Annotated in this window: 20 protein-coding genes, 1 tRNA gene, 1 pseudogene and 1 riboswitch; of the genes and pseudogenes, 9 read left to right on the top strand and 13 right to left on the bottom strand. The window is 56.7% G+C overall.

The annotated features are described in order from the left end of the window. Nucleotides 1-3 precede the first annotated feature (3 nt). The 3 genes from cobW to ACR0NA_RS02955 form a co-directional block, all read right to left on the bottom strand. On the bottom strand, nucleotides 4-1,059 hold the full coding sequence (cobW, locus tag ACR0NA_RS02965; RefSeq protein WP_480725860.1) for a cobalamin biosynthesis protein CobW: 1,056 nt from the start codon (nucleotides 1,057-1,059) through the stop codon (nucleotides 4-6). Further along, the gene (locus tag ACR0NA_RS02960; RefSeq protein WP_480725859.1) at nucleotides 1,056-1,436 is read right to left on the bottom strand and encodes a DUF1636 family protein; all 381 of its coding nucleotides are present in this window, start codon (nucleotides 1,434-1,436) and stop codon (nucleotides 1,056-1,058) included. The genes cobW and ACR0NA_RS02960 overlap by 4 nt, the downstream gene beginning before the upstream one ends. A gap of 94 nt (nucleotides 1,437-1,530) precedes the next feature. Then, nucleotides 1,531-1,739: riboswitch (cobalamin riboswitch) on the bottom strand. 72 nt (nucleotides 1,740-1,811) lie between these two features. Then, a complete protein-coding gene (locus ACR0NA_RS02955; RefSeq protein ID WP_480725858.1) occupies nucleotides 1,812-2,696 on the bottom strand; it encodes a LysR substrate-binding domain-containing protein in 885 nt (294 codons plus the stop codon). 121 nt (nucleotides 2,697-2,817) lie between these two features. On the opposite strand from ACR0NA_RS02955, the gene ACR0NA_RS02950 reads away from it, so the two are divergent. Next, nucleotides 2,818-3,783: an NAD(P)-dependent oxidoreductase gene (locus ACR0NA_RS02950; protein ID WP_480725857.1), complete on the top strand. Its 966-nt coding sequence runs from the start codon at nucleotides 2,818-2,820 to the stop codon at nucleotides 3,781-3,783. A 428-nt stretch (nucleotides 3,784-4,211) separates the two neighbouring features. On the opposite strand, the gene ACR0NA_RS02945 is transcribed toward ACR0NA_RS02950, so the two are convergent. The 3 genes from ACR0NA_RS02945 to ACR0NA_RS02935 all read right to left on the bottom strand — a co-directional run bounded on the left by ACR0NA_RS02945 (nucleotide 4,212) and on the right by ACR0NA_RS02935 (nucleotide 6,963). Continuing rightward, on the bottom strand, nucleotides 4,212-5,306 hold the full coding sequence (locus ACR0NA_RS02945; RefSeq protein ID WP_480725856.1) for a sterol desaturase family protein: 1,095 nt from the start codon (nucleotides 5,304-5,306) through the stop codon (nucleotides 4,212-4,214). A 400-nt stretch (nucleotides 5,307-5,706) separates the two neighbouring features. Next, entirely contained in the window at nucleotides 5,707-6,540 is an 834-nt protein-coding gene (locus ACR0NA_RS02940) for a heparin lyase I family protein (RefSeq protein WP_480725855.1), read from the bottom strand. A 349-nt stretch (nucleotides 6,541-6,889) separates the two neighbouring features. Then, nucleotides 6,890-6,963: transfer RNA gene (locus ACR0NA_RS02935), tRNA-Cys, on the bottom strand. A 267-nt stretch (nucleotides 6,964-7,230) separates the two neighbouring features. Here ACR0NA_RS02935 and ACR0NA_RS02930 point away from each other — a divergent pair. From ACR0NA_RS02930 to ACR0NA_RS02920, 3 genes are all read left to right on the top strand, one after another. After that, nucleotides 7,231-7,884: a protein-L-isoaspartate O-methyltransferase family protein gene (locus ACR0NA_RS02930; protein WP_480725854.1), complete on the top strand. Its 654-nt coding sequence runs from the start codon at nucleotides 7,231-7,233 to the stop codon at nucleotides 7,882-7,884. Between the two features lie 94 nt (nucleotides 7,885-7,978). Beyond that, complete coding sequence (locus ACR0NA_RS02925) at nucleotides 7,979-9,397, top strand: TolC family outer membrane protein (RefSeq protein WP_480725853.1); 1,419 nt, start codon at nucleotides 7,979-7,981, stop codon at nucleotides 9,395-9,397. 75 nt (nucleotides 9,398-9,472) lie between these two features. Then, nucleotides 9,473-10,366, top strand: a complete 894-nt coding sequence (locus ACR0NA_RS02920; protein WP_480725852.1) for a hypothetical protein — start codon at nucleotides 9,473-9,475, stop codon at nucleotides 10,364-10,366. A 3-nt stretch (nucleotides 10,367-10,369) separates the two neighbouring features. Here the strand turns inward: ACR0NA_RS02920 and ACR0NA_RS02915 are convergent, their stop codons facing one another. Continuing rightward, nucleotides 10,370-11,827 carry a cobyric acid synthase gene (locus ACR0NA_RS02915; RefSeq protein ID WP_480725851.1) on the bottom strand — a complete coding sequence of 486 codons (1,458 nt, stop codon included), beginning with the start codon at nucleotides 11,825-11,827 and terminating at the stop codon, nucleotides 10,370-10,372. A gap of 160 nt (nucleotides 11,828-11,987) precedes the next feature. Then, the gene (locus ACR0NA_RS02910; protein ID WP_146347248.1) at nucleotides 11,988-12,308 is read right to left on the bottom strand and encodes a DUF6280 family protein; all 321 of its coding nucleotides are present in this window, start codon (nucleotides 12,306-12,308) and stop codon (nucleotides 11,988-11,990) included. A 219-nt stretch (nucleotides 12,309-12,527) separates the two neighbouring features. On the opposite strand from ACR0NA_RS02910, the gene efp reads away from it, so the two are divergent. Next, a complete protein-coding gene (efp, locus tag ACR0NA_RS02905; RefSeq protein WP_170651600.1) occupies nucleotides 12,528-13,091 on the top strand; it encodes an elongation factor P in 564 nt (187 codons plus the stop codon). 78 nt (nucleotides 13,092-13,169) lie between these two features. On the opposite strand, the gene ACR0NA_RS02900 is transcribed toward efp, so the two are convergent. After that, on the bottom strand, nucleotides 13,170-14,114 hold the full coding sequence (locus tag ACR0NA_RS02900) for an ABC transporter transmembrane domain-containing protein (protein ID WP_480725850.1): 945 nt from the start codon (nucleotides 14,112-14,114) through the stop codon (nucleotides 13,170-13,172). Nucleotides 14,115-14,227: 113 nt separating this feature from the next. Then, on the bottom strand, nucleotides 14,228-14,965 hold the full coding sequence (gene ygfZ, locus ACR0NA_RS02895) for a CAF17-like 4Fe-4S cluster assembly/insertion protein YgfZ (RefSeq protein ID WP_480725849.1): 738 nt from the start codon (nucleotides 14,963-14,965) through the stop codon (nucleotides 14,228-14,230). 73 nt (nucleotides 14,966-15,038) lie between these two features. Here ygfZ and ACR0NA_RS02890 point away from each other — a divergent pair, with 73 nt between their 5' ends. Beyond that, nucleotides 15,039-15,716: a TIGR04283 family arsenosugar biosynthesis glycosyltransferase gene (locus ACR0NA_RS02890; protein ID WP_480725848.1), complete on the top strand. Its 678-nt coding sequence runs from the start codon at nucleotides 15,039-15,041 to the stop codon at nucleotides 15,714-15,716. A 7-nt stretch (nucleotides 15,717-15,723) separates the two neighbouring features. On the opposite strand, the pseudogene ACR0NA_RS02885 reads toward ACR0NA_RS02890, so the two are convergent. Further along, a pseudogene (locus ACR0NA_RS02885) lies at nucleotides 15,724-16,479 on the bottom strand (hypothetical protein); the annotation flags it as partial. A gap of 182 nt (nucleotides 16,480-16,661) precedes the next feature. Between ACR0NA_RS02885 and ACR0NA_RS02880 the strand changes: the two are divergent. Beyond that, complete coding sequence (locus tag ACR0NA_RS02880) at nucleotides 16,662-17,432, top strand: alpha/beta hydrolase (RefSeq protein ID WP_480725847.1); 771 nt, start codon at nucleotides 16,662-16,664, stop codon at nucleotides 17,430-17,432. A gap of 18 nt (nucleotides 17,433-17,450) precedes the next feature. Here ACR0NA_RS02880 and ACR0NA_RS02875 read toward each other — a convergent pair whose 3' ends face one another. Next, nucleotides 17,451-17,732: a hypothetical protein gene (locus ACR0NA_RS02875; RefSeq protein ID WP_480725846.1), complete on the bottom strand. Its 282-nt coding sequence runs from the start codon at nucleotides 17,730-17,732 to the stop codon at nucleotides 17,451-17,453. Nucleotides 17,733-18,091: 359 nt separating this feature from the next. On the opposite strand from ACR0NA_RS02875, the gene ACR0NA_RS02870 reads away from it, so the two are divergent. Further along, complete coding sequence (locus ACR0NA_RS02870; RefSeq protein WP_480725845.1) at nucleotides 18,092-18,328, top strand: DUF2188 domain-containing protein; 237 nt, start codon at nucleotides 18,092-18,094, stop codon at nucleotides 18,326-18,328. 2 nt (nucleotides 18,329-18,330) lie between these two features. Then, nucleotides 18,331-18,969 (top strand): hypothetical protein, encoded by a 639-nt coding sequence (locus ACR0NA_RS02865; RefSeq protein ID WP_480725844.1) that lies wholly within the window; start codon nucleotides 18,331-18,333, stop codon nucleotides 18,967-18,969. 24 nt (nucleotides 18,970-18,993) lie between these two features. Here the strand turns inward: ACR0NA_RS02865 and parE are convergent, their stop codons facing one another. After that, nucleotides 18,994-20,952 (bottom strand): DNA topoisomerase IV subunit B, encoded by a 1,959-nt coding sequence (gene parE / locus ACR0NA_RS02860; protein WP_480450072.1) that lies wholly within the window; start codon nucleotides 20,950-20,952, stop codon nucleotides 18,994-18,996. Nucleotides 20,953-20,977: the final 25 nt, after the last annotated feature.

The following is a 20,977-nucleotide window of genomic DNA, read 5'->3' as shown; positions in this document are numbered from 1 at the left end:
CGGTTACTCGGCGGCCTCGGCAACACCCACGAGGATATCGCGGATTTGGGCCTCTTTGATGTCGTCATGCTCGGCAATGACCACCAGACGCGAGCGACGCTCTTCGCCGGGTTCCCACGGGCGGTCATACTGGTGCCGCACGCGTGCGCCAACGGCCTGCACCAGCAGGCGCATCGGTTTGCCCTGAACGGCGGCATAACCTTTGACGCGCAGTATGTTCAGCTCGTTGGCCAGACGTTCGATATTGGCGACCAATTGAGCCGGATCGGTCTGTTCCGGCAGTTCAACGATGATGCTTTCGAAATCGTCATGCTCGTGATCATGATGGCCGTCGTGATGCGACGGACGGGCGTCCATGTCATCCTCGGCTGCGGCCTCAAGCCCCAATACGACGCGCACGTCAACGGCACCTTCGGCCACCTCGACGACGGGCAGGGGGCGCGGAGCCTCAGCTGCAATGATCTCTTTGGCCTTGGCAACGCCTTCCGGACCGGCCAGATCGGGTTTGGTCAGCAGGATAATGTCGGCACACGAAATCTGGTCCTCGAACACTTCGGACAGCGGCGTTTCGTGGTCAATCGAGTCATCGGCCAAGCGCTGTGCATCCACAGCTTCGACATTCGGAGCAAAGCGACCGGCGGCCACGGCTTCGGCATCGGCCAGAGCGATCACGCCGTCCACGGTGATTTTCGAACGGATATCCGGCCAATCAAACGCCTTCAGCAGCGGCTTGGGCAGCGCGAGGCCGGAGGTCTCGATCAGGATGTGGTCGGGGCGTGGCTCCAGCGCCATCAACGCCTCGATAGTCGGGATGAAATCATCGGCCACGGTGCAGCAGATGCAGCCATTGGCCAGTTCCATGATGTTTTCCGCCGGACAATCCGGGATCGCGCAGGATTTCAGGATGTCACCATCGACGCCCACATCACCGAATTCGTTGACAACAACGGCCAGACGCTTGCCTTGCGGGTTCTGCATCAGGTGGCGCACCAGCGTGGTTTTGCCCGAGCCCAGAAAGCCGGTGATCACAGTAACGGGGAGTTTTTCGAGGTTGCTCATTTCAGGGCTCCAATCGGGGGAATGCGGGCCGCACAGTTTTTGCGGAAATGTTCAGGACGTTCGCGCCACTTCACCAGACCGTCTTCGGTCTCAAGATATTTGGTGGTGCCTTCGACGATGGTTTCGACGTGGTCGGTTTCGTTCAGGTTTTCGTAGACAAAAGTCCAGCGGGATGGGCCGCCGCGCAGGACAATGGAACAGCCCTGATCGCAGTTCGACAGACATTCCACCGCTTTGAGGTTTACTCCGTCAGGCAGCTCGGCCTGTTCCAGCGCTTTGTGCAGCAAGGTGCCAGGGCGCTTCGCGTCGTCCTCGATAGGCAGCCCACGACGGCACGTGGTGCAGACCAGCAGCTCGACTGGCGCGGTCTCGGTCATGTCTCTCATCCCCCCAAATCCTCTTCGCGGGGGACGGGGTTTCATGCGGGCCACGTATCACGACATGGACCCGGCACCGGAACACCCCGCCCGGTTACATCTACGGCTGCTGGCAGGTCTCCCGGCTTGCGGATGTCAGAGCTCTGGCTCTGGCAGATGTCCCGCCTTCCCGGCCTTGCGGGCCAGTGGCTTTGGGCACCCTCTCCGGTCACGGTCGCGGGGGCGGCTGCGTTTGACGGAAAACCGCTGACGCATTCCCTTTTCATCCATTTAAAAATGGACACCAACGCATGCGACATGCGGCACGGGCAGGGGGCTTGTCAAGCGTACTGGCGCCCTTGTGACACGCCGCATCCGAAAAGCGACTTGAGGCAGTCAGTCAGCGTCATGGGTCGCCAAACGCTCCTGCAACCATGCCTCGAACAGCCGCGCAGGAGTGGACGGCTGCGACCCCGTTGTCGCGCGGATCAGGTAATGTGACTGGGCAAATGGAATCGGCGGCCCCACCAATTGCAGCGGCGCGCCCTGCGTGATGGCGTTGCGGGCAAACCGGGTTAGAACGGTGGCATAACCCGCGCCTGCCATCACCAATTGCAGCGCGGCCACCGTCGTGTCCACAGAATGACGGGCCGAATTCTCGGCAACGGCGAGGCCATTGGCCTCGAAATATCTTGCCCAGTTATCCTCATATCCCAGAATATGAACCAGAGGTCCGTTTCGCAGGTCTTTGAGCCCGGGGAGCGGGTCACCAGCACGACAAACAGGCACAATGGTTTCAGAGCAGAGCTTTTCGGCAATCACGCCGGGCCAGTCGCCATATCCCAGCCGAATTTCTACATCCACGTCCCCCGGAGCAACGCTGTCATTCCAGATATGGGACACAAGGCGCACGGGAATGTCAGGGAACTGGCGACAGAACTCAGGCAACTCGGCTGCAATCCAATAGGTGGCGGTTGAAATGGCCGCCCTGATGGTCAGGCTTTGCCGGGTCGCCGGGCCAAACAGACTGTTGGTGCTCAGTGCGATGTCGGACAGCGCCCGCCGGACAGTCAGCGCATAGGACTGTCCCAGTTCAGTCAGGTCCAGTCGGCGTGCATTGCGAGTGAACAGTTTTTCCCCAAGTTCAGCCTCAAGCGACCTTATGTGCAGTGAAACCGCTGTTTGCGTCAGGCCCAGTTCCTGCGCGGCGACAGTAAAGTTCAGATGGCGCGCGGCGGATTCGAAACTGCGCAACCAGGCCGGATTTGGGAGGCGGTCCATTTATCACCAAAAAAATTTTATGATTGCGACTGTTATTATTCGTTTCTGTTGCCCTTATCCAGCATTGATAATCCGCGTGTGAATCGCGAATGCGCAAATGGCCACTCTGGGAGGAATAGGCATGAAAGTTGGCTTCATAGGTTTGGGAAACGTGGGCGGCAAGCTTTCGGGTTCGCTGTTGCGCAATGGGGTCGATCTGACCGTTCATGATCTGAACAGGGATCTGGTCGAGGAATTTGTAGCTCGTGGAGCGAAAGCGGCGGACAATCCAGCGCAGTTGATGCGCGACTGCGACGCAGTGATAACCTGCCTGCCGTCGCCTTCCGCTTCGGACGCGGTGATGCAGCAGATGTTGCCCGAGGTGAAAGAAGGCAAGATCTGGATGGAGATGTCCACCACGGATGAGGCCGAAGCAAAACGCCTTGGCGCTATGGTCATCGAACGTGGCGGTGCGGCAGTGGATTGCCCGGTCTCGGGGGGATGCCACCGGGCGGCGACCGGCAACATCTCGATTTTCGCAGGCTGTGATCGCGCGACGTTCGAACAAATTTTGCCATTTCTGACCACGATGGGCCGCCGTATCCTGCATACCGGCGACCTGGGCTCTGCTTCCGTCCTTAAGGTTTTGACCAACTATCTGGCCACCGCCAACCTGATCACCTGCGCCGAAGCGTTGGTCACCGCAAAAGCGGCTGGCATGGACCTGAACACAACCTATGAAGCTATAAAGATTTCGTCGGGCACCTCGTTTGTGCATGAAACCGAAAGCCAGGTGATCCTGAACGGTTCGCGCGATATTTCATTCACCATGGATCTGGTCAAAAAGGATATCGGCCTGTTTCAGGAAGTAGCGGACCGGGCCGGTGTTCCGCTGGAGATGAACCCGGTGATGATCAAGATTTTCGAAGACGGCATCGCCCGGTACGGTGACCGCGAATTGTCTCCGAACATCATCCGCCGTCTCGAGGATGCAACGGGTATCGACGTCCGCGCCCCCGGATTTCCAACCGAAATGCTGGATGATGAGCCGGAAGAAGCAGGATACGAAGTGATCCCACAAGGTAAGGAGTTGAAAGCAGCAGAGTAATCCGCAAGTAAGTTCAGGTGCGGGCAGCCTGTGGAACAGGTTGCCCGTAGAATTGTTCTTGCTGGTTCATGCCTTATGTTAGTGTTCTGTGTAACAGGACGCTGCCAAAGCGTGGAGGATGCCATGGCCTGCTCTCGAACTATTATTGCCCTGGTCGTTGTGTGCATTTTGGCCGGATGCGAAACCGGGACGGGGCCGATCGGATCATCCGATGTTTCGCGCTCTGACTACGAGCGTCACAAGGCCAATCGCCAATCCTATATGTATCAGGGCTTGTAATAACCAATCCGCAACGGTCTTTCCTTCGCGGCGGGCGGTGAGCGGCTTAACCCAACATCAGCTTTGAGCGGCACGTGCATTCAGTGGCCGATGGGCCGCTTTCTGTGTTCGCTCCGCCGACTTTCTTAATCGGCGGCAGATTGTGTTGTTTACCTGTCCTCGGTCTTGAATCGCCCAGAGCCGCCATCGCGTGAAACGACCAGCGGCAGGTCATTCGGACTTGCTGCTTCCTCTGGGGGCTTGCTCTCCTTCGGACGCATGTGCTTGGGCGGAAACACAAACACATTGCGCCAGCCGCTTTTGAACAAAGCGTAGGCGTTCTTGAACGGTCGAAAGTACAAGGCTCGGGGGCTGTTCCAGGTGCCGTCTTCTCCATTCCCCAGGCCATAATCCAGCGTTTCCCGAGTTTTTGGCGAGTACAATGTACCAGCCGCCCAATCCCAGAACGCAAAAATGAATCCCATGTTCTTGTCCCAATGGCGGATGGCCTTGGAGTGGTGGACTTGATGTTGTGCCGGGCTGACAACAAAGTGCTGCAGCCAATTCGGATACCGAAGCCAGACATGGCTGTGCCGCAGGTTGAACGCGGCAACGAAGAAGACGAACATAATAACGTTCAGCTGAAACAGACTGAATTCACGCGCGCCGCTTCCAAAATATTGATCCAGCAAACCAAACGTTACACCCACTGCGAACGCACCCATCAGCGAGGAAACCGCTTCTTCGAACGGATGCATACGCACGGCCGTCAATGGCGTCATGACCTCGGCTGAGTGATGGACTTTGTGAAATTCCCACAAAACAGGAACTTTGTGGAAAATATAGTGCCCAAACCAAAGCGCACCATCAAATGCCAGAGTGATCGCGATGGTGTAAATCAAGGTTACACCCCACGATGGTTGTTCGGGGCCTGCAGGAGCCGGTCCAAATACGGTTTCAACGATGTGAACCCAAAAATGTGCCTGAATCAGGATCGATGCATAGATCGCGGCAATGATCGATTTATTGATAAAGAACATAAAATAATCGGCTTTGGCAGAGTCGTGGGTGACGACATCCCATGGCACCAGCCAGTTGAGTAATCCTTTAACTCCCGACTGTCCGCGTGCAGACCGTTCACGCCAATAGATGAAAATGGCAAAGGCCAGTGCCGTAGCCAGATAGAAAATCGACAGTCGTTGAGTTGGGTCGAACAGCAGTTCCACAGGATGGCGGATCGCCGCCAGAATACTATCACCAGTCATTGCCTCGAAATCCTGCCCGAGTATTTTGATTTTGCACTTGCTTACTAAAACGACGTGGCATTTTTGGGGCGGTATTGCGATTGACATTTGGTGTCTCGCAAGGCCGCACATCGTCCTGTGCGTGCGGCTACGCTTTGCATTTGCCAGATCAATCGACCCGGTTGATTTCTTACGTTTCTTCCGACTTTGAATTTGCCGACGCAATTCAAGCAAGACCGTCAATGCGTGTGTGCCGGTCACGGGCTCGACCAATGGATAAATCAAACGGATTGGTCGTTTCTCTATGCCGTTGCGGTGACCTAATTCAGCTTGCTGACGAAGCTACGAGTAGCGGTTTCAGGCTACGTACTCTTGGGTCGGGCTTTGTGAACCAGCCATCTTTGCGCTTCGGCCAATGGATCTATCGAAAAAGATCATCCCGTTTTTTCGACCTGTGTACATTCGCGTAGTAAACAGTTCCTGAGCGTATTATGCCCGGCCCTCGGCTGTTGGCTAGGTAAGTGCCAAAGCTAAAGTAGTTTTTGTTAGACCTTTTGCCAGCTTCGTTGATGTTGTTCGGGTCTAAGTTTGGGCCACGATGGCTCAGTTTTTTAGTGCCATCGATATATACGTCAAAAACGCCATCCCCGCCTTCGCTCCAGTTCACAAACATTTCGACACGTGTCCATTTGCCTTTAACAGTCGGCATTTCAACGATTTTCTTAACCGCGACCCCGTCACAGTCGTGGTTTTCCAATGCGCCTACATTCTTGAATGTTACAAGATACAGGGCGTTTCCATGATCCGGGCGCGTCCAGTGTCCTACTGCGGCATGTGGGCAGCGTTCAGATTTCCATTGTGCAAAGATATTCCAAGCCGGTTTCTGTTGTCCCTGTGTTGGGTAACTTTGAGGGATCAATATGTCAAAGCCGTACCAGACAGGGCTGGGTTGCGGAAATGCACTTTGAAGTGATTTTCCATTTTTCTTTTCCCTAAGCTCGCTTCGCACGCTGCCATAGTCGCAATCACCCTTACCGCTTTTATCTGTGTACTTCTTGGATTTGCATTCCCCGCCGTAGATCGAGAATGAATGCACAAACTTTGCGTCGATGCCCTCAACCTTTTTGAGTTTTTTGTATGACTTGGGAAGATTTTCTTGTTTCTGCTTGAAACCATCAAAGTCAGCGCCTGCTGCGGCTTGTATCGGACTTGAAATTGCAAGAACGGCAGAAAATAGAAGTGCTCGAATATACATATAACATCCTGATATTATGCGACAATGATGCTATCTGAAACTTGTGGGTTGGCAAGCGCGTTTTTTAATTCCAAGGGGGGAGAATGTTCAAAACTCCAGCCGTGGAATACGACAAAGAAAGGACGTGTTAGATCGTTACTGGACGTTCGGACGACGGGTTGAAGTCATTCGATGGGCACGCAACAGAAAGCATGACTCGGAAATATGCCGGTGAATCTCGGCAGGTCCTGCATGCACGCAATGCGGCGGAGGAGCGATCCGACACTAAGAATGAACAGGGGGGGACGTGAAAGATGATGCCCTTGGTGATACCCCAAAAGGAGGAGAGCAGCTATGTCATTGAATATGTTGGAGGCGAGTACCGGAATCGAACCGGTGTACACGGATTTGCAATCCGCTGCGTCACCACTCCGCCAACTCGCCTAAGGTGGTGTAAAAAAGGGCTTTAGCCGAGTCGCGATGTGGGCGCAAGTGCAGTCTCCAAACAATTGTCCAAACAATCATGTTTCGGTTCCGTTCTGCGGATTCTCTGATCCGATTCTCTTGATATACTAGATAAGTATCAAATTCGCGCGGATTGGCGGTCAGGCAAACTTGCTGACTGCGACCGGATTTCATACCTGAAGGCGTTGCTGGTGCGACCGGGATGTGGCAAAAGCCGGTAACCGAGGGATAAATAAGAGCGATCCAATGACAGATTTCGCAGCCCGCCGCCGGACGATGGTCGATACCCAGGTTCGCCCGTCCGATGTGACCAAGTTCCCGATCATCGATGCCATGCTGTCGGTGCCGCGCGAAAAGTTCGTGCCGGATGCCTTGCGCGAAGCCGCCTATGTCGGCGATCTGATGGATATCGGGAATGGTCGCTGCCTGCTGGAGCCCAGAACCCTGGCCAAGATGCTGGATGCGCTCAACATTTCCAATGAGGAATTGGTTTTGGATATCGCACCGGCCTTGGGATATTCGACCGCTGTGACGGCTCGTATGGCCCAGCTTGTCGTGGCCGTCGAAGAGGATGAGCAACTCGCATCCGAGGCGCAGGACCTTCTGACGGAAACCGATGTGGACAATGCTATCGTTCACACCGGACCGCTTGCCCAAGGGGCTGCAGAACACGGACCTTACGATGTAATACTTGTTCAGGGCGGCGTTGAACGCGTCTCGGACGAATTGCTGGATCAACTGAAGGATCATGGCCGCATCGCGTGCGTGTTCATGGAGGGCGATCTGGGGACTGTTAAAATCGGCCACAAGGCCGGAGGGCGCGTCACATGGCGTTTTGCTTATAACGCAAGCGCACCGATTTTGCCGGGATTTTCTGCAGAGTGTGCATTTTCGCTATAGTTCGCGAACGGATTTCTGAGGCATCTTGATTAGTTCAAGTCAAAGGCGCAAACTGCCTGTTGGGCAGGTTTTTTTGATTTGAGAGGAACAACAAATGCGCAGAGCGACAGGAAGAAAAGCCGTCAAGGCTTTCGTGTTCGCGGCGGGGCTGGCATTGACCATAGCTCCGATAAAGCAGGCATCGGCCGATAATCTCACGGACGCGTTCATTGGCGCCTATAACACGAGCGGGCTGTTAGAGCAGAACAGGGCATTGTTGCGGGCCGCCGACGAAGATGTGGCGATCGCGCTTTCGGCGCTGCGCCCGATCATCGACTGGACCGCAAGGGTCAACCGGGATTATACTCGAACACGCACCAGCGGGGTCGTCGTCACGACGGAACCGTCACGATTTTTCACCGGACTTACGCTGAGCCAACTGATCTACGACGGTGGTGCATCCATTCTGGGCAAACAGTCGGCACAGGAAACCGTGCTTTCGACGCGTCAATCCCTGATCGATATCGAACAACAGGTTCTGTTCCGGGCGGCAATAGCTTATCTGGGCGTTCTGCTTCAGGAAGAAACCGTCGGGATTCAGGAAAACGACGTAAATCTCTCGAGTGAGGAACTGAGGGCGACTCAGGACCGCTTTGAAGTTGGCGAAGTGACACGTACTGACGTGGCCCTATCCGAGGCTCAGTTGGCAAGTGCCCGCTCAGAGCTTGCGGATGCGAACGGTGATCTCGACACTGCGCGGGCCGAGTATGTGAACGCCGTTGGCAAACAGCCGGGACGGACCGCCGGGCAGCCAAGCCTGCCGAATTTGCCGCGCTCGCTGTCCGAAGCTGTAAGTCTGGCGCAGCGAAATCACCCTGCGATTCTTTCGGCACAACATCAGGTTCGAGCCTTGGATCTTGTCGTTGAACAACAGCGTGCCGGTCTTGGGCCGAATGTGCGTTTAGAGGCAGATGCCGGGATCAGCGAAGACTTCGACAACGATGACTACCAGAATGACGCAGGGGTGGCCTTCACCTTCCGTCAGCCGATTTATGCCGGTGGTCGACTGGCCGCGAATGTGCGCCGCGCAATGGCAAGCCGGGATGCCTCGCGGGCGAATTTGCTGAATGTTCAAAAGGACATCACCCAGGGTGTAACCGACGCTTACGTCCGGTTTGAAACCGCGACAGCCAGCCTGACGGCATCGACCGAACGCGTTCGCGCGTCGCAGGTTGCCTTTGACGGTATTCGCGAAGAGGCGACGTTGGGTGCGCGGACCACACTGGACGTGCTGACAGCTCAGCAGGATTTGCTGGACGCGCAACTCTCGGAAGTTTCGGCAAGGACCGAGCGTTCGCTGGCAGCTTATCAGTTGCTGCAATCGCAAGGATTGTTGACCGCCGAGCGGTTGGGTCTTGCAGTGCAGATCTATGACCCGACGCTTTACTACAATCTGGTAAAGAAGGCTCCGGCGAAGGTCAGCCGGCAAAGCCGCGACCTGGATCGCGTGCTCAAAGCGTTGCGTCGGGACTGACGGTGATCGCTACCTGTTGTGAGCTGGCATTTGATTGGCTACACTTGAGCCCGAGGGTTAGAGCGGTAGAGAACAATGTCAGATAGCGTCGCAAAAGCAGAGATCGAGGACGTTCTGTCCTCGGTCAAACGGTTGGTCAGCGAAGAGGGGCTTTCGGAGTCGTTTGAGTCGTTGCAGTCAGCCAAACGCAAACCAGGTCGGCTGGTTTTGACCGAGGCGCTGCGTGTTACTGGTCCGGCGATCATAGACGAAGATGATGAACTGCTGATTCTGTCGCAGGATGAACTGGATGCGTCTTCGGCGCCGGAGCCGTCCGAGCAGGGTTCGTTGGACTCGGAGGCAGGTCAGCCGATGTTGCTACGCCCGTCCGACATCGTAAAAGATGAGGTCCACGCGGCTGATCCGTCCCTTGCCGACGAAGCTAAAACCCCTCAGCCGGAAGACACTCAGATGCGAGGGGCCGGTGACAATCCCGTTCGTGAGGACCTTGCCGATAGCCTGAGTGCAAAGATCGAAGCTTTGGAGGCAGCGATCGCGCAGACCGAGGATCAGTGGGAACCCGACGGCGAAAGCGACGATGCATATTCTGGAACGCGCATTCGGCCCATGATGTGGACCCGTCCAGAGGCATCAGCGAAGGACCATGAAAATGCCGAGTCGGAAAAGGACAAGTATGATGATGCCGACGGCGCAGGCGAAACGGCAGATGAAGTATCCACGCCCGACGAACGCGTGATGTTTTCCCGCAGAAGATTTGAACCGAGTGGCGACACCCCTGAAACCAGCAACAACAATGCCGGGTCAGACGAGGGCAAGGGGGCTTTGGACGAAAACGCGCTGCGTGCCTTGGTGTCGGAAGTCGTCCGCGAGGAATTGCAGGGTGTATTGGGTGAGCGGATCACACGAAACGTCCGCAAGCTTGTCCGCCGCGAGATACTTCGCGCCTTGGCGGCAAAAGAGCTCGAATAACGATCAAGTCAAATTGACGTGGCCAGACAACGACAGCAGCTGGTCCAGGTTCATGTGCTTTTCCAGATGATCTGCCAGTGCATTCAGTGTCTCTTCCACTCCGTCCTCATAGGCAGACTCTGACTTTACGCCCAAACCGGCAAGGTAACTTGCCCGGAATTGGTCGGAAGAGAACATTCCATGCAAATAGCTGCCACGAATGCGGCCATCGCTGCTGACAGCGCCTTCGGACCGTCCCTCAACTTCCAACCAGGCGCGTGAGCAATCCGGGCCGTCAGTGCGGCCCATGTGTATCTCATACCCGCTGACGGGTTCGCCGTTTGGCAGGGCCTTTGCGGTGGTCAATCGGACGCTCTTTTCACCAGCCATAACCGTGTGAACATCAAGCAATCCCAACCCTTCCACGTCCCCCGGGCGACCATCGACGCCTTCCGGGTCTGAAATGGTTTTGCCAAGCATCTGATAACCACCGCACAGCCCCAATACATGACCTCCACGGCGAACATGGGCGTATAGATCGACGTCCCAGCCCTGAGCGCGGAAATATTTTAGATCACCGATTGTCGACTTGCTGCCGGGCAACAGGATCAAATCGGCGTCGCCGGGCAGGGCGCGGCCCGCGGGAACGATTTCGACGCTGACGCCGGGCTCGCAGGACAGGGGGTCAAGGTCATCAAAATTCGCCATCCGCTCAAGCTGAGGTACGGCGATTTTGCAGCCGCCACCATCATGTGAACGGATGTCCATCATATCTTCGGCAGGCAGCCTCCATGCGTCGTGAAACCACGGAACCACCCCAAGACAGGGCCAGCCGGTACGGGCGGAAATCTCGTCGCGGCCTTCGTCAAACAGGCTTACATCACCTTTGAATCGGTTGATGGCAAAGCCCCGGATCATTGCCCGATCCTGCGCATCCAGAACTGCCTGTGTGCCCACGATCTGTGCAATCACGCCACCACGATGGATGTCGCCGACAAGAACCACCGGGACGCCAGCCTTGCAGGCGAATCCCATGTTGGCGATGTCACCTTGCCGAAGGTTGGTTTCGGCAGGGCTTCCCGCACCTTCGATCAGCACTAGATCGGCATCGGCGCACAGGCGGCCAAAGCTTTCCAGGGCGGCGCCCAGCAGTTTGGATTTGTCCTTGCGGTAATCCCCGGCCTTCATCGTGCCAGCGCGACGGCCCTGAACGATGATCTGCGCTCCGGTATCCGTTTCGGGTTTCAGCAGAATCGGGTTCATATCCGTGTGCGGGGATCTGTTTGCGGCCCTTGCCTGCAGCGCCTGAGCGCGACCGATCTCACCACCATCTTCAGTGACGGCAGCGTTATTGGACATGTTCTGCGGCTTGAACGGTGCCACACGCAGGCCGCGCCGTGTGAAAGCGCGCGCCAGACCAGCTACGATCACCGATTTTCCGACGTTGCTGCCGGTTCCCTGAATCATGATGGCGCGAACCATGGCGACCTCCTGCGTTCCTGCGCAGATGACCTGAATTCGCAGTCGGAGGAAAGTCCGGAAAGGTCCGATTGCCGACCGAAACCGACGAACAGTCTGATGCAGGAAACAAAAAAGCGCGCCGCTGATGCGAGCGCGCCTTTTTTATAAGGTTGAAGTGGTGTTAAGCCGCTTCAGCCTGCTGTGCGGCATTGCGCCGTTCACTTTCTTCACGCGACAGCGCGACCGATGTCCGCACACCGCGGCCAACAAAATCCATCAGGCCGCTCACAACGCGTTCGTTCGGGTCGATCCCCGCGCAGGTCAACACTTCGCGCCCATCGCGCGACCGTGCCCAGCGGGCTATTTGTTCCGGTCCGTTGCCATATTTCTTGTCATCGGCAATGGCATCATCCAGCGCTGCCAATACAACAGCCGCGAACAGCTTGCGAGCACGGTTTCCCTGCTCGTTGTTAAAGGCGGTGCCGTCAACGAAATCTCTCATCTCGTCTTCCTTGTTTTTCTTGCTCTTGCAATTTTCGGCGTGGCGGTCCTTATGACCTATTAGGCGCGATTCGGATACACTTATTATGCATAGTTGCGTTGCGTCATTTGCATGGCTTTCTGCAACTGCAGCACTAGGTGTCGTTGTCTTGCAAGGGCCGCTCACGCCAGATATAGGGAGCGCAACTGCCGCATCAACCATGTGTGAAGGATTTAAGCTATGCCCAAGATCAATGGGAACGAAATTCGCCCCGGTAATGTTCTGGAGCATAACGACGGGCTGTGGGCCGCGGTAAAGGTCGATCACGTGAAACCCGGCAAGGGTGGGGCATTTGCCCAGGTCGAACTGCGCAACCTGCGTAATGGTTCGAAATTGAACGAACGCTTCCGTTCCGCCGACAAGGTCGAGCGGGTTCGTCTTGAGCAAAAAGATCAGCAATTCCTGTACGAATCCGACGGTATGCTGGTGTTTATGGATTCCGAAACATATGAGCAGATCGAATTGCCTGCAGAGCTGCTGGGCGATCGCCGTCCCTTCCTTCAGGACGGCATGACGATTGTTGTGGAGTTCTACGAAAACGAAGCACTGAATGCCGCACTGCCACAAAAGGTGACCTGCAAGATTGTCGAGACAGAGCCGGTGGTCAAAGGGCAGACCGCTGCCAACTCATTCAAGCCTGCGGTTCTGGATAATGGTGTCAAGGTCATGGTGCCGCCGTTCATCGGGCAGGATGAAATGATCGTCGTGAACACCGAATCCATGGAATATTCCGAACGCGCATAACGTCGCGTCATCGTCTATTTGCAAGCATTGCCAGGCGGGCTGTGTCGACATCGGCGCAGCCCGTTTTCCTGACAGAGACTACTTTCTGACCCGGATGTGACGATAACGTTCCGGATGGCTTCCGAACAGTTCCAGCAACAGATCATACTTAATGCGGTTGGCACTGACCTGTCGGTAGAACGCGATCAGGAATGAGGTCGGCCCCTGAATACGGGTCAGCCCGCTTGTGGCGGCGACAACCGTTCCGACATCGGTTTTGCCGTTCATGACCAGCCATCCCCCCAGAACAAGAATGCCCACCGTGCCGGCGCCGTTGATCGCACTCAGCAGGAATTTGGCGGACAGTTTCCAAATGAACATCTTGCGGCGGGTTTCATAGATCGCGTCAAATCGTTCATTGATTTCCTGCGCAACCTTGTCGAGGTCTTCGACGGTCATGTTGTCGGTCGACGCGCGCAGGATGCGTACACGCTCAGCCACGAAAATGTTCACTTTCCTTTGGGAAATAAGGACAATCGCAATTTGCGGCAGGATCATCGAGATCGCTATGAGGCCCAGCCCCGGCTGCGTGGACGAGATGTAGCCGATGACGCTGATAAGGGTCCCGATTTGCACAACGGGATCGGAAAATGCACCGCCTGCGAATTTGCCCAGCTCTTCTGCTTCGGCGGAAATGGCGGTGCTCATCGTGCCGTGGCGAACGTCTTCGCCAGTTTCCCCTACATCAGCCGCGCGGACGTACAGGCGCTGGCGGATCAGCCGAATGATATCTTCTCCCAACGTTCCGGAGCGATAGCCCAGTAGCCATTTAAGGGCGAGGCTCAGCAGGATCACTCCCATCATCCCTGATCCGAGGAACAGGATTTTGTCTTTTTCGATATCCTGCGCTGTCAGATGGTTGATGATGTCCCGCTGAAATTCCAGGGGGACCGCCGCAAGGGCGGCAATCGCCAGCGAAAGCAGGATCAGAATGATCTGGCGGCCGGAACTGGCCCGCCAGATGGCTGCGTAGAGCTTTAACATGTACCTAACCCGGTCAGAAATCTGAGCGGAGTTTGAACCCGGTCGCCACCAAGTTCAAATAGATGCCAGCAAGCGTCGGTCAGTCGTGCCGCATTGGCCACATGAATGTCAGATCATTCGGGCAGGCGAACAATCGTATCGCCCGCGCGCATCTCTCCCTTAGCGCGATCCATGCGTAGGTAGGCGATTGCCCTGTCACCGGATTGTGTAAATAAAGTGCCGGCCGGTTTTCCATCGGATGTGATCTCGGTCCCCAAGGGAGCATGACCCTGAATCGAGACGGTCCGAAGCCCCTTGCGCAGTTCTGTCTTGTGCTTCATCCGCGCTGTAACTTCCTGCCCGACGTAACATCCCTTTTTGAAATCCACGCCGTTCAGCGTTTCAAACCCGGATTCCAGAATATAGCTGTCGGAGGTCAGTTCGATGCCGGTCTCAGGGATGCAATGCGCCACCCGGATCGAATCCCAGTCGCTTCCGTCATCGCTTTCGGGATCGGAGGAGTATGCGCGCCACCCCATATCCGGATGTCTTGGGTCAAGAAAAGCGCCCTCAGGTACCGGTCCGGTTCCCCGCTGGACGTTCAAATCCGTCGGTTCGATCATCACATCGGCCCGTAATTTGTACATCCCAAGCCGTTTGATCAGCCCGTCGGCAATGCTTTCGTCAACATCCAACAAAACCGAGCTGCCATCCCGCCTCAGAAAGAAATCCGCCAGATATTTGCCTTGCGGTGTCAGCAACGCGGCATAGACAAGGCCTTGATCCAGCCGCTGCACGTCGTTGGTGATCAGACCCTGCAAAAAGGTGTCCGTGTCCTTGCCGGACAGGCGCAGAATGCGGCGGGTGGGCATGGGATGGTCCTCGTCATTTCCTCGGACCCCGTGATATAGGAGATCGCGCAGCCATGACCAGAGGTTATCAGACGTGCCCGCACCGATCAGCATCGTGATTCCAACACTGAATGCCGGTGACGACCTGATGCCGACGCTGGAGGCCCTGATGGAAGGGCTTCAGGCTGGCTTGATCCGAGAGCTGGTGATTACCGATGGCGGGTCAACGGATCATACCCTAGACATCGCCGAAGAAGCCGGTGCGCATGTGGTTGCCGGGGCACCGTCCCGGGGCGGCCAACTGCTGAAGGGATGCAAGGCGGCAAGTGGGGATTGGTTGCTTGTTCTGCATGCGGACACTGTGCTCGAATCTGGGTGGAGCGAGGTTGTGGCAGAGCACTTGAGCACTTCGGATTCCCCGGCCGCGTTCCGTCTGGCCTTTCGTGCCAAGGGGTTCTGGCCGGTATTTGTGTCAGGTTGGGCCAACTGGCGTAGCCGATTGTTTTCAATGCCTTACGGGGATCAGGGGTTGCTGATGACACGCCGCCAATATGAGGCAGCAGGCGGTTATCCGGATCAACCGCTAATGGAAGATGTGGCACTTGTCCGAGCCCTGTCAGGCGTCACACTCTTGCCTGCTCGTGCGGTTACGAGCGCGGAGCGCTATGTTCGCTCAGGCTGGTTTCGGCGTGGGGCACGGAATCTGTATACTCTGACGCGATATCTTCTGGGGGCAGATCCTGAGAGGCTGGCGCAGTCGTATCGGCGCTGAGGCTGGCGCGCAGTTCGATGATGGATTTGCCCAGTCGGAACGGTGCGGCAAAGCTGACAAGACATAGTGCGATAATCTGCAACACTAGGATATGCGCGTTGGCCTGAAGGTACTCCCATTCGTCTTTCAGTTTTCCAACCTGCTCGATCAGATCATCGTAACTTTGCGCCAAAATTACGTAATCACCTGCAATTGTTGGAACTTTTCGCCGCATATTGTCGATTGCCGTCTGGGTGGCCTCGTCCACCGAGGTGAAGACCAGAAACTGCTCAATATCAAACGCATCTGCCTTGGCCGCCATGTTGCGCACCTCGTCCATTTCGTCTCTGGCCTGACCGCCGAACAGGAAACGCAGGCCTTGCAGTGGGGCCACTTCATTGGTCACCGCGATGAACAATGGCAGCTCAGCGTTGCTTGCGGTTGAGGCCGACAGGAACTCGACCTTCTCACATAATACTGAAATATCAGTATCATAGGCGGGGTCACAGAACCGCAGACGGAACCGCGCGGCGTCACGGTCAAAGGCCAGAGTGGCGGCATAGGCCACGTCGATCTGCCGGTCCAGCCGCGAACTGTCCGAGGTATAAAGCCCTGCCAGCACCGCCACCAGCGCGCCGATTCCGCCGAGAACAACCCAGACCAGATCGGCCAGTTTCCATGCCCGGTGACCGGCAGGTTTGCGAAACAGAAATGCGGTACCGACCGATCCGATCAGAAAGAACAGGATCAGCAGGGGTAACTGGTTTTCGGTTATGAACGTCATGGGGGAAGTTTACGGGGTGCGGGCAATCAGGCAACCGGGTTCACGAAGATGTAGGGCGGGGGTGTTTCTTCCGTTTTGTACATGCCCCTGGGGTGGGATTGTCAGGTTTGTACAAGCCCGTCCGGCTTGCCGCGCGCCTTTTTTCGATCCCATACTGAGGGTGGGAGATGAGGGAGCATTTGATGACCAGAGAGATTGTTCTGATCCACGGTGCCTTTGCCGGTCCGTGGTGCATGGAAGGTTACGCGGACTTCTTTCGCGATCGGGGCTGGACGGTGCACACGCCCGCGCTGCGCTATCACGGGGGCGACCCAAAGGCGGAACCTGATCCGGGGCTGACCGATACCAGCGTGATGGACTATGCCAATGACATTGCGGCGTTTGTCGAAGAGCTGGACAGCAAGCCGGTGCTGCTTGGCCATGCCATCGCCGGGGTGGTGGCGCAGCAGGTGGCGGCACGCGGGCTGGCCAGCGCCATCGTTCTGATCAATCCCAACGCGCCGTGGGGGACGTTGCCGGAAACCGACGACGAACGCGCGGTGCCGCGCGCGCTGATGGAGGCCGGGGCGTTCTGGAAACAGCCGATGCGGGTAGAGTTCGACCTGATGGCCCCCTTTGCGCTGAACAAGATGCCCGAGGCACAGCAGCATGAGGTCTTTGACCAACTGGGTGCGGAAAGCGGGCGGGCGATGTTCGAGATGTTCTTTTGGATGTTCGACGACCACCACGCGATGAAGGTCGATATGGACAAGGTCGACTGCCCGGTTCTGGTGGTCTCGGGCGCCGAGGATCGGGCGGTGAACCCCAACACCTGCCGCGCATTGGCCGAAATGTACGGAGAACGCGGGACATTCCTGCTGGCCGAAGGCCACGCGCATTTCCTGTTCATGGAACCGGGATGGCAGACGGTCGCCAGCCAGATCGCAGGCTGGCTGGACGAAAAGGTAGGGTAAAATACCTGCCCGGGCGTCTTATTTGCTGACCTGAAAGGTACTTTGCGGTTTCCAGTGCAGGGTGCCGTCGTCCTTGCGCGTGCAGCGCAACAGCCGTTCCTCGCGCGTTCGGGTGGTCGAGGTCACGGTATTGTCGCCGACCAGCAGGATGAAGGCATCCTGAGAATAGGCCATGCCGTCGTAATAGCAAAACCGCGTTTCCGCGCCGTCCGGAATGGGGGATGCGGTGCTGAGCATCTGCTGTGCGGGGGCTTGGGTGGCCAGAAAGGTCAGAGCCAGCCCGAGGGTCAGTGTTTTCATGTCGTCCTCCCGTTCGAAATCACGTGTTCGTTGAAATTGGGTCTTGGACGCTCGGAACCTCAAATGTCGTTCTTGGGTGACAGATTGAGGGGAAGTGTGAACGGGATCAGCGGGTTAGGCAAGGGGGTTAGCGGGTGCCGGGCTGAAGCCCGGCCTTCGGAGCGGCGAGGTGTCCCGCGTTATCCTCCCAGTGCATGATGCGAAGTATCATGCATGCGCTTACCCATCTCATCGAAACGACGAGGTCAAATGTTTCCCTGGTATTCGCTTCCATGACATATTCACATAATTTCAACTCAGAAGTGAAACCTGATCATTGAATGCTAAGACATTAGAGCATATCCTAAAACTACCTTCCGATGGAGATTCAGATGGCTCAAAAAGGACTGCATGTAACTCCACGCAACGGCAAATGGGCCGTTCGTGCAGCTGGAGCTTCGCGTGCGTCTAGAGTTGTTTCGACGCAAAAGGAAGCCGAGACAATAGCCAAAGAGCGAGCCAAGAGGGACGGCGGCGAAGTTTACGTACACGGGCGTGACGGTAGAATTCGCGAAAGAAGTACCTACGGCAAAGACCCCTATCCGCCGAAAGGTTAGAATTGGAAGACTACGAGAACTCGGTTTTTATCAATTGCCCATTTGATGAAGATTTCGCTCCCATATTAGAAGCAATGTTGTTTTGTGTCGTGAGGGCTGGATTAAAGCCCCGTCTTGCTTCTGAGCGTCTGGAAGCAGGCGAAAACCGACTAGACAAGATTCTCGAGATAATTGGAAACTGCAAATATTCCATTCATGATTTGAGTCTGGCGATTGCTAAGGACGCTGGCGAATCTTTCAGGATGAATATGCCGTTTGAATTGGGACTAGATATGGGGCGCCGTAAAGCCCCCGATCCTGAAACTGCCGATAAACGTTTTATTATATTTGAAGACAAGCCCTATGAGCTAAAGCGTTGCTTGTCGGATTTGGCAGGCACTGATGTAGCGTACCACAAAAAAGACTTCAGAAAAGTAATCAAATGCTTGAGAGACTTTTTCCGAGTGGAGGCAGGGTGTGCTCTACCCGGCCCAACAGCTTTAGAGAATGAATACTACGATTTTCAAGGGTGGATGGTTGAAAAGAAAATCAACGAAGGCCACACCGAAGAGGAAGCTACACAACTTCCTACTCAAGAGCGCCTTGATGAAATGGTTGTCTGGAACACGTTAGGACGCCCAATAAAATTGGAAGACGATTAACTAAGCGCCCTTGAGCTTCCACCCTCAAACATCCAACTCCTCCACAAACCGCGCGTTCTCCTGAATATACTGGAACCGCAGTTCGGGTTTTTTGCCCATCAGGCGCTCGACCAGATCGCCGGTTTCGCCGGGTTCGTCCTCGTCGATAGTGACCCGGATCAATTTCCGGGACGCGGGGTCCATCGTGGTCTCTTTCAGGTCCTTGGCGTCCATCTCGCCCAGACCCTTGAAGCGGGATACGTCGATCTTGCCCTTGCCGCCCAGACCTTTTTCAAGCCACTCGTCGCGCTCGGCCTCGTCCAGGCAATAGACGCGCTTGGCGCCTTGGGTCAGGCGGTAAAGGGGTGGGCAGGCGAGGTACAGGTGGCCTGCGTCGATCATCGGGCGCATCTGGGTAAAGAAGAACGTCATCAGTAGCGAGGCGATATGCGCCCCGTCCACATCCGCGTCGGTCATGATGATGACCTTGTCATAGCGCAGATCGTCGACGTTGAACTTGGTGCCAAGGCCAACACCCAGCGCCTGCGTCAGGTCGTTGATTTCGGCATTGGTGCCTAGTTTCGAGCTGGCCGCGCCCAGCACGTTCAGAATCTTGCCGCGCAGGGGCAGCAGGGCCTGTGTCTTGCGGTCGCGGCCCATCTTGGCCGAGCCACCGGCCGAGTCGCCCTCGACAATGAACAGCTCGGTGCCGTCGCGGTTGGTGGCGGAGCAGTCCACCAGCTTGCCGGGCAGGCGCAGTTTCTTGGTGGCGGATTTGCGGGCGGTCTCTTTTTCCTGACGGCGGCGCAGGCGTTCTTCGGACCGCAGAATCAGGAAGTCGAGGATGGCCCCGGCGGATTTGGTGTCGGCGGCCAGCCAGTTGTCGAAATGGTCACGGACGGCGTTTTCGACCAGCCGCTGTGCCTCGACCGTGGCGAGGCGGTCCTTGGTCTGACCGACGAATTCGGGCTCGCGGATGAAACACGAGACCAGCGCGCAGCCCCCCGTTATCAGGTCCTCGCGGGTGATCTGCGCGGCCTTCTTGTTGTTGATCAGCTCTCCGTACGCCTTGATTCCCTTGAGGATCGCGGCCCAGAAGCCCGCAACATGGGTGCCACCTTCGGGCGTGGGGACGGTGTTACAGTAGGACTGGATGAACCCGTCGCGCGACGGCGTCCAGTTGATTGCCCATTCGACCTTGCCGGGGGTGTTGAATTTCTCCTGAAAGTCCACGGTGCCGGCAAAGGGTTGCTCGGCGTAGGTGGAGGAGCCGTTCATCGTCTCCTTCAGGTAGTCCGACAGGCCGCCGGGGAAGTGAAAGGAGGCCTCGGTGGGCGTCTCGCCGTCGTCGATGGCGGATTTCCAGCGGATTTCCACGCCCGAGAACAGGTAGGCCTTGGAGCGGATGGATTTGAACAGGCGGGCCGGTTTGAACTTGTGATGGCCAAAGATGTCCGCATCCGCGTGGAAGGTGACGGTGGTGCCGCGCCGGTTGGGTGCCGCGCCGACCTTTTCGACCGGGCCAAGGGGGATACCGCGCGAGAACCGCTGTTCGAACAGCTGCTTGTCACGCGCCACCTGTACGACCATCGAATCCGACAGGGCGTTGACCACTGACGCGCCCACGCCGTGCAGACCGCCCGAGGTCTGGTATGCTTTTCCTGAGAATTTGCCGCCTGCGTGCAGGGTGCACAGGATCACCTCAAGCGCCGATTTGTCCGGGAATTTGGGGTGTGGGTCGATCGGGATGCCCCGCCCGTTGTCGCGCACGGTCAGGGCGTAATCTGCGTGCAGCTCGACCTCGATCCGGTTGGCGTGGCCAGCGACGGCCTCGTCCATCGAGTTGTCGAGGATTTCGGCGACCATATGGTGCAGCGCACGCTCGTCCGTGCCGCCGATATACATACCGGGGCGTTTGCGCACGGGTTCCAGCCCTTCGAGCACCTCGATCGAGGAGGCGTCGTAGGTGGTGGAGGCGCTGGGCGTCAACAGGTCGTCGGGCATAGGTGCTGCTCTTGTTTTTGGGTTT

This window comes from Ruegeria sp. C11, from assembly GCF_056537725.1.
Note: the sequence above shows the minus strand (reverse complement) of the source record. Positions and strands in the feature narration are given on the sequence as shown.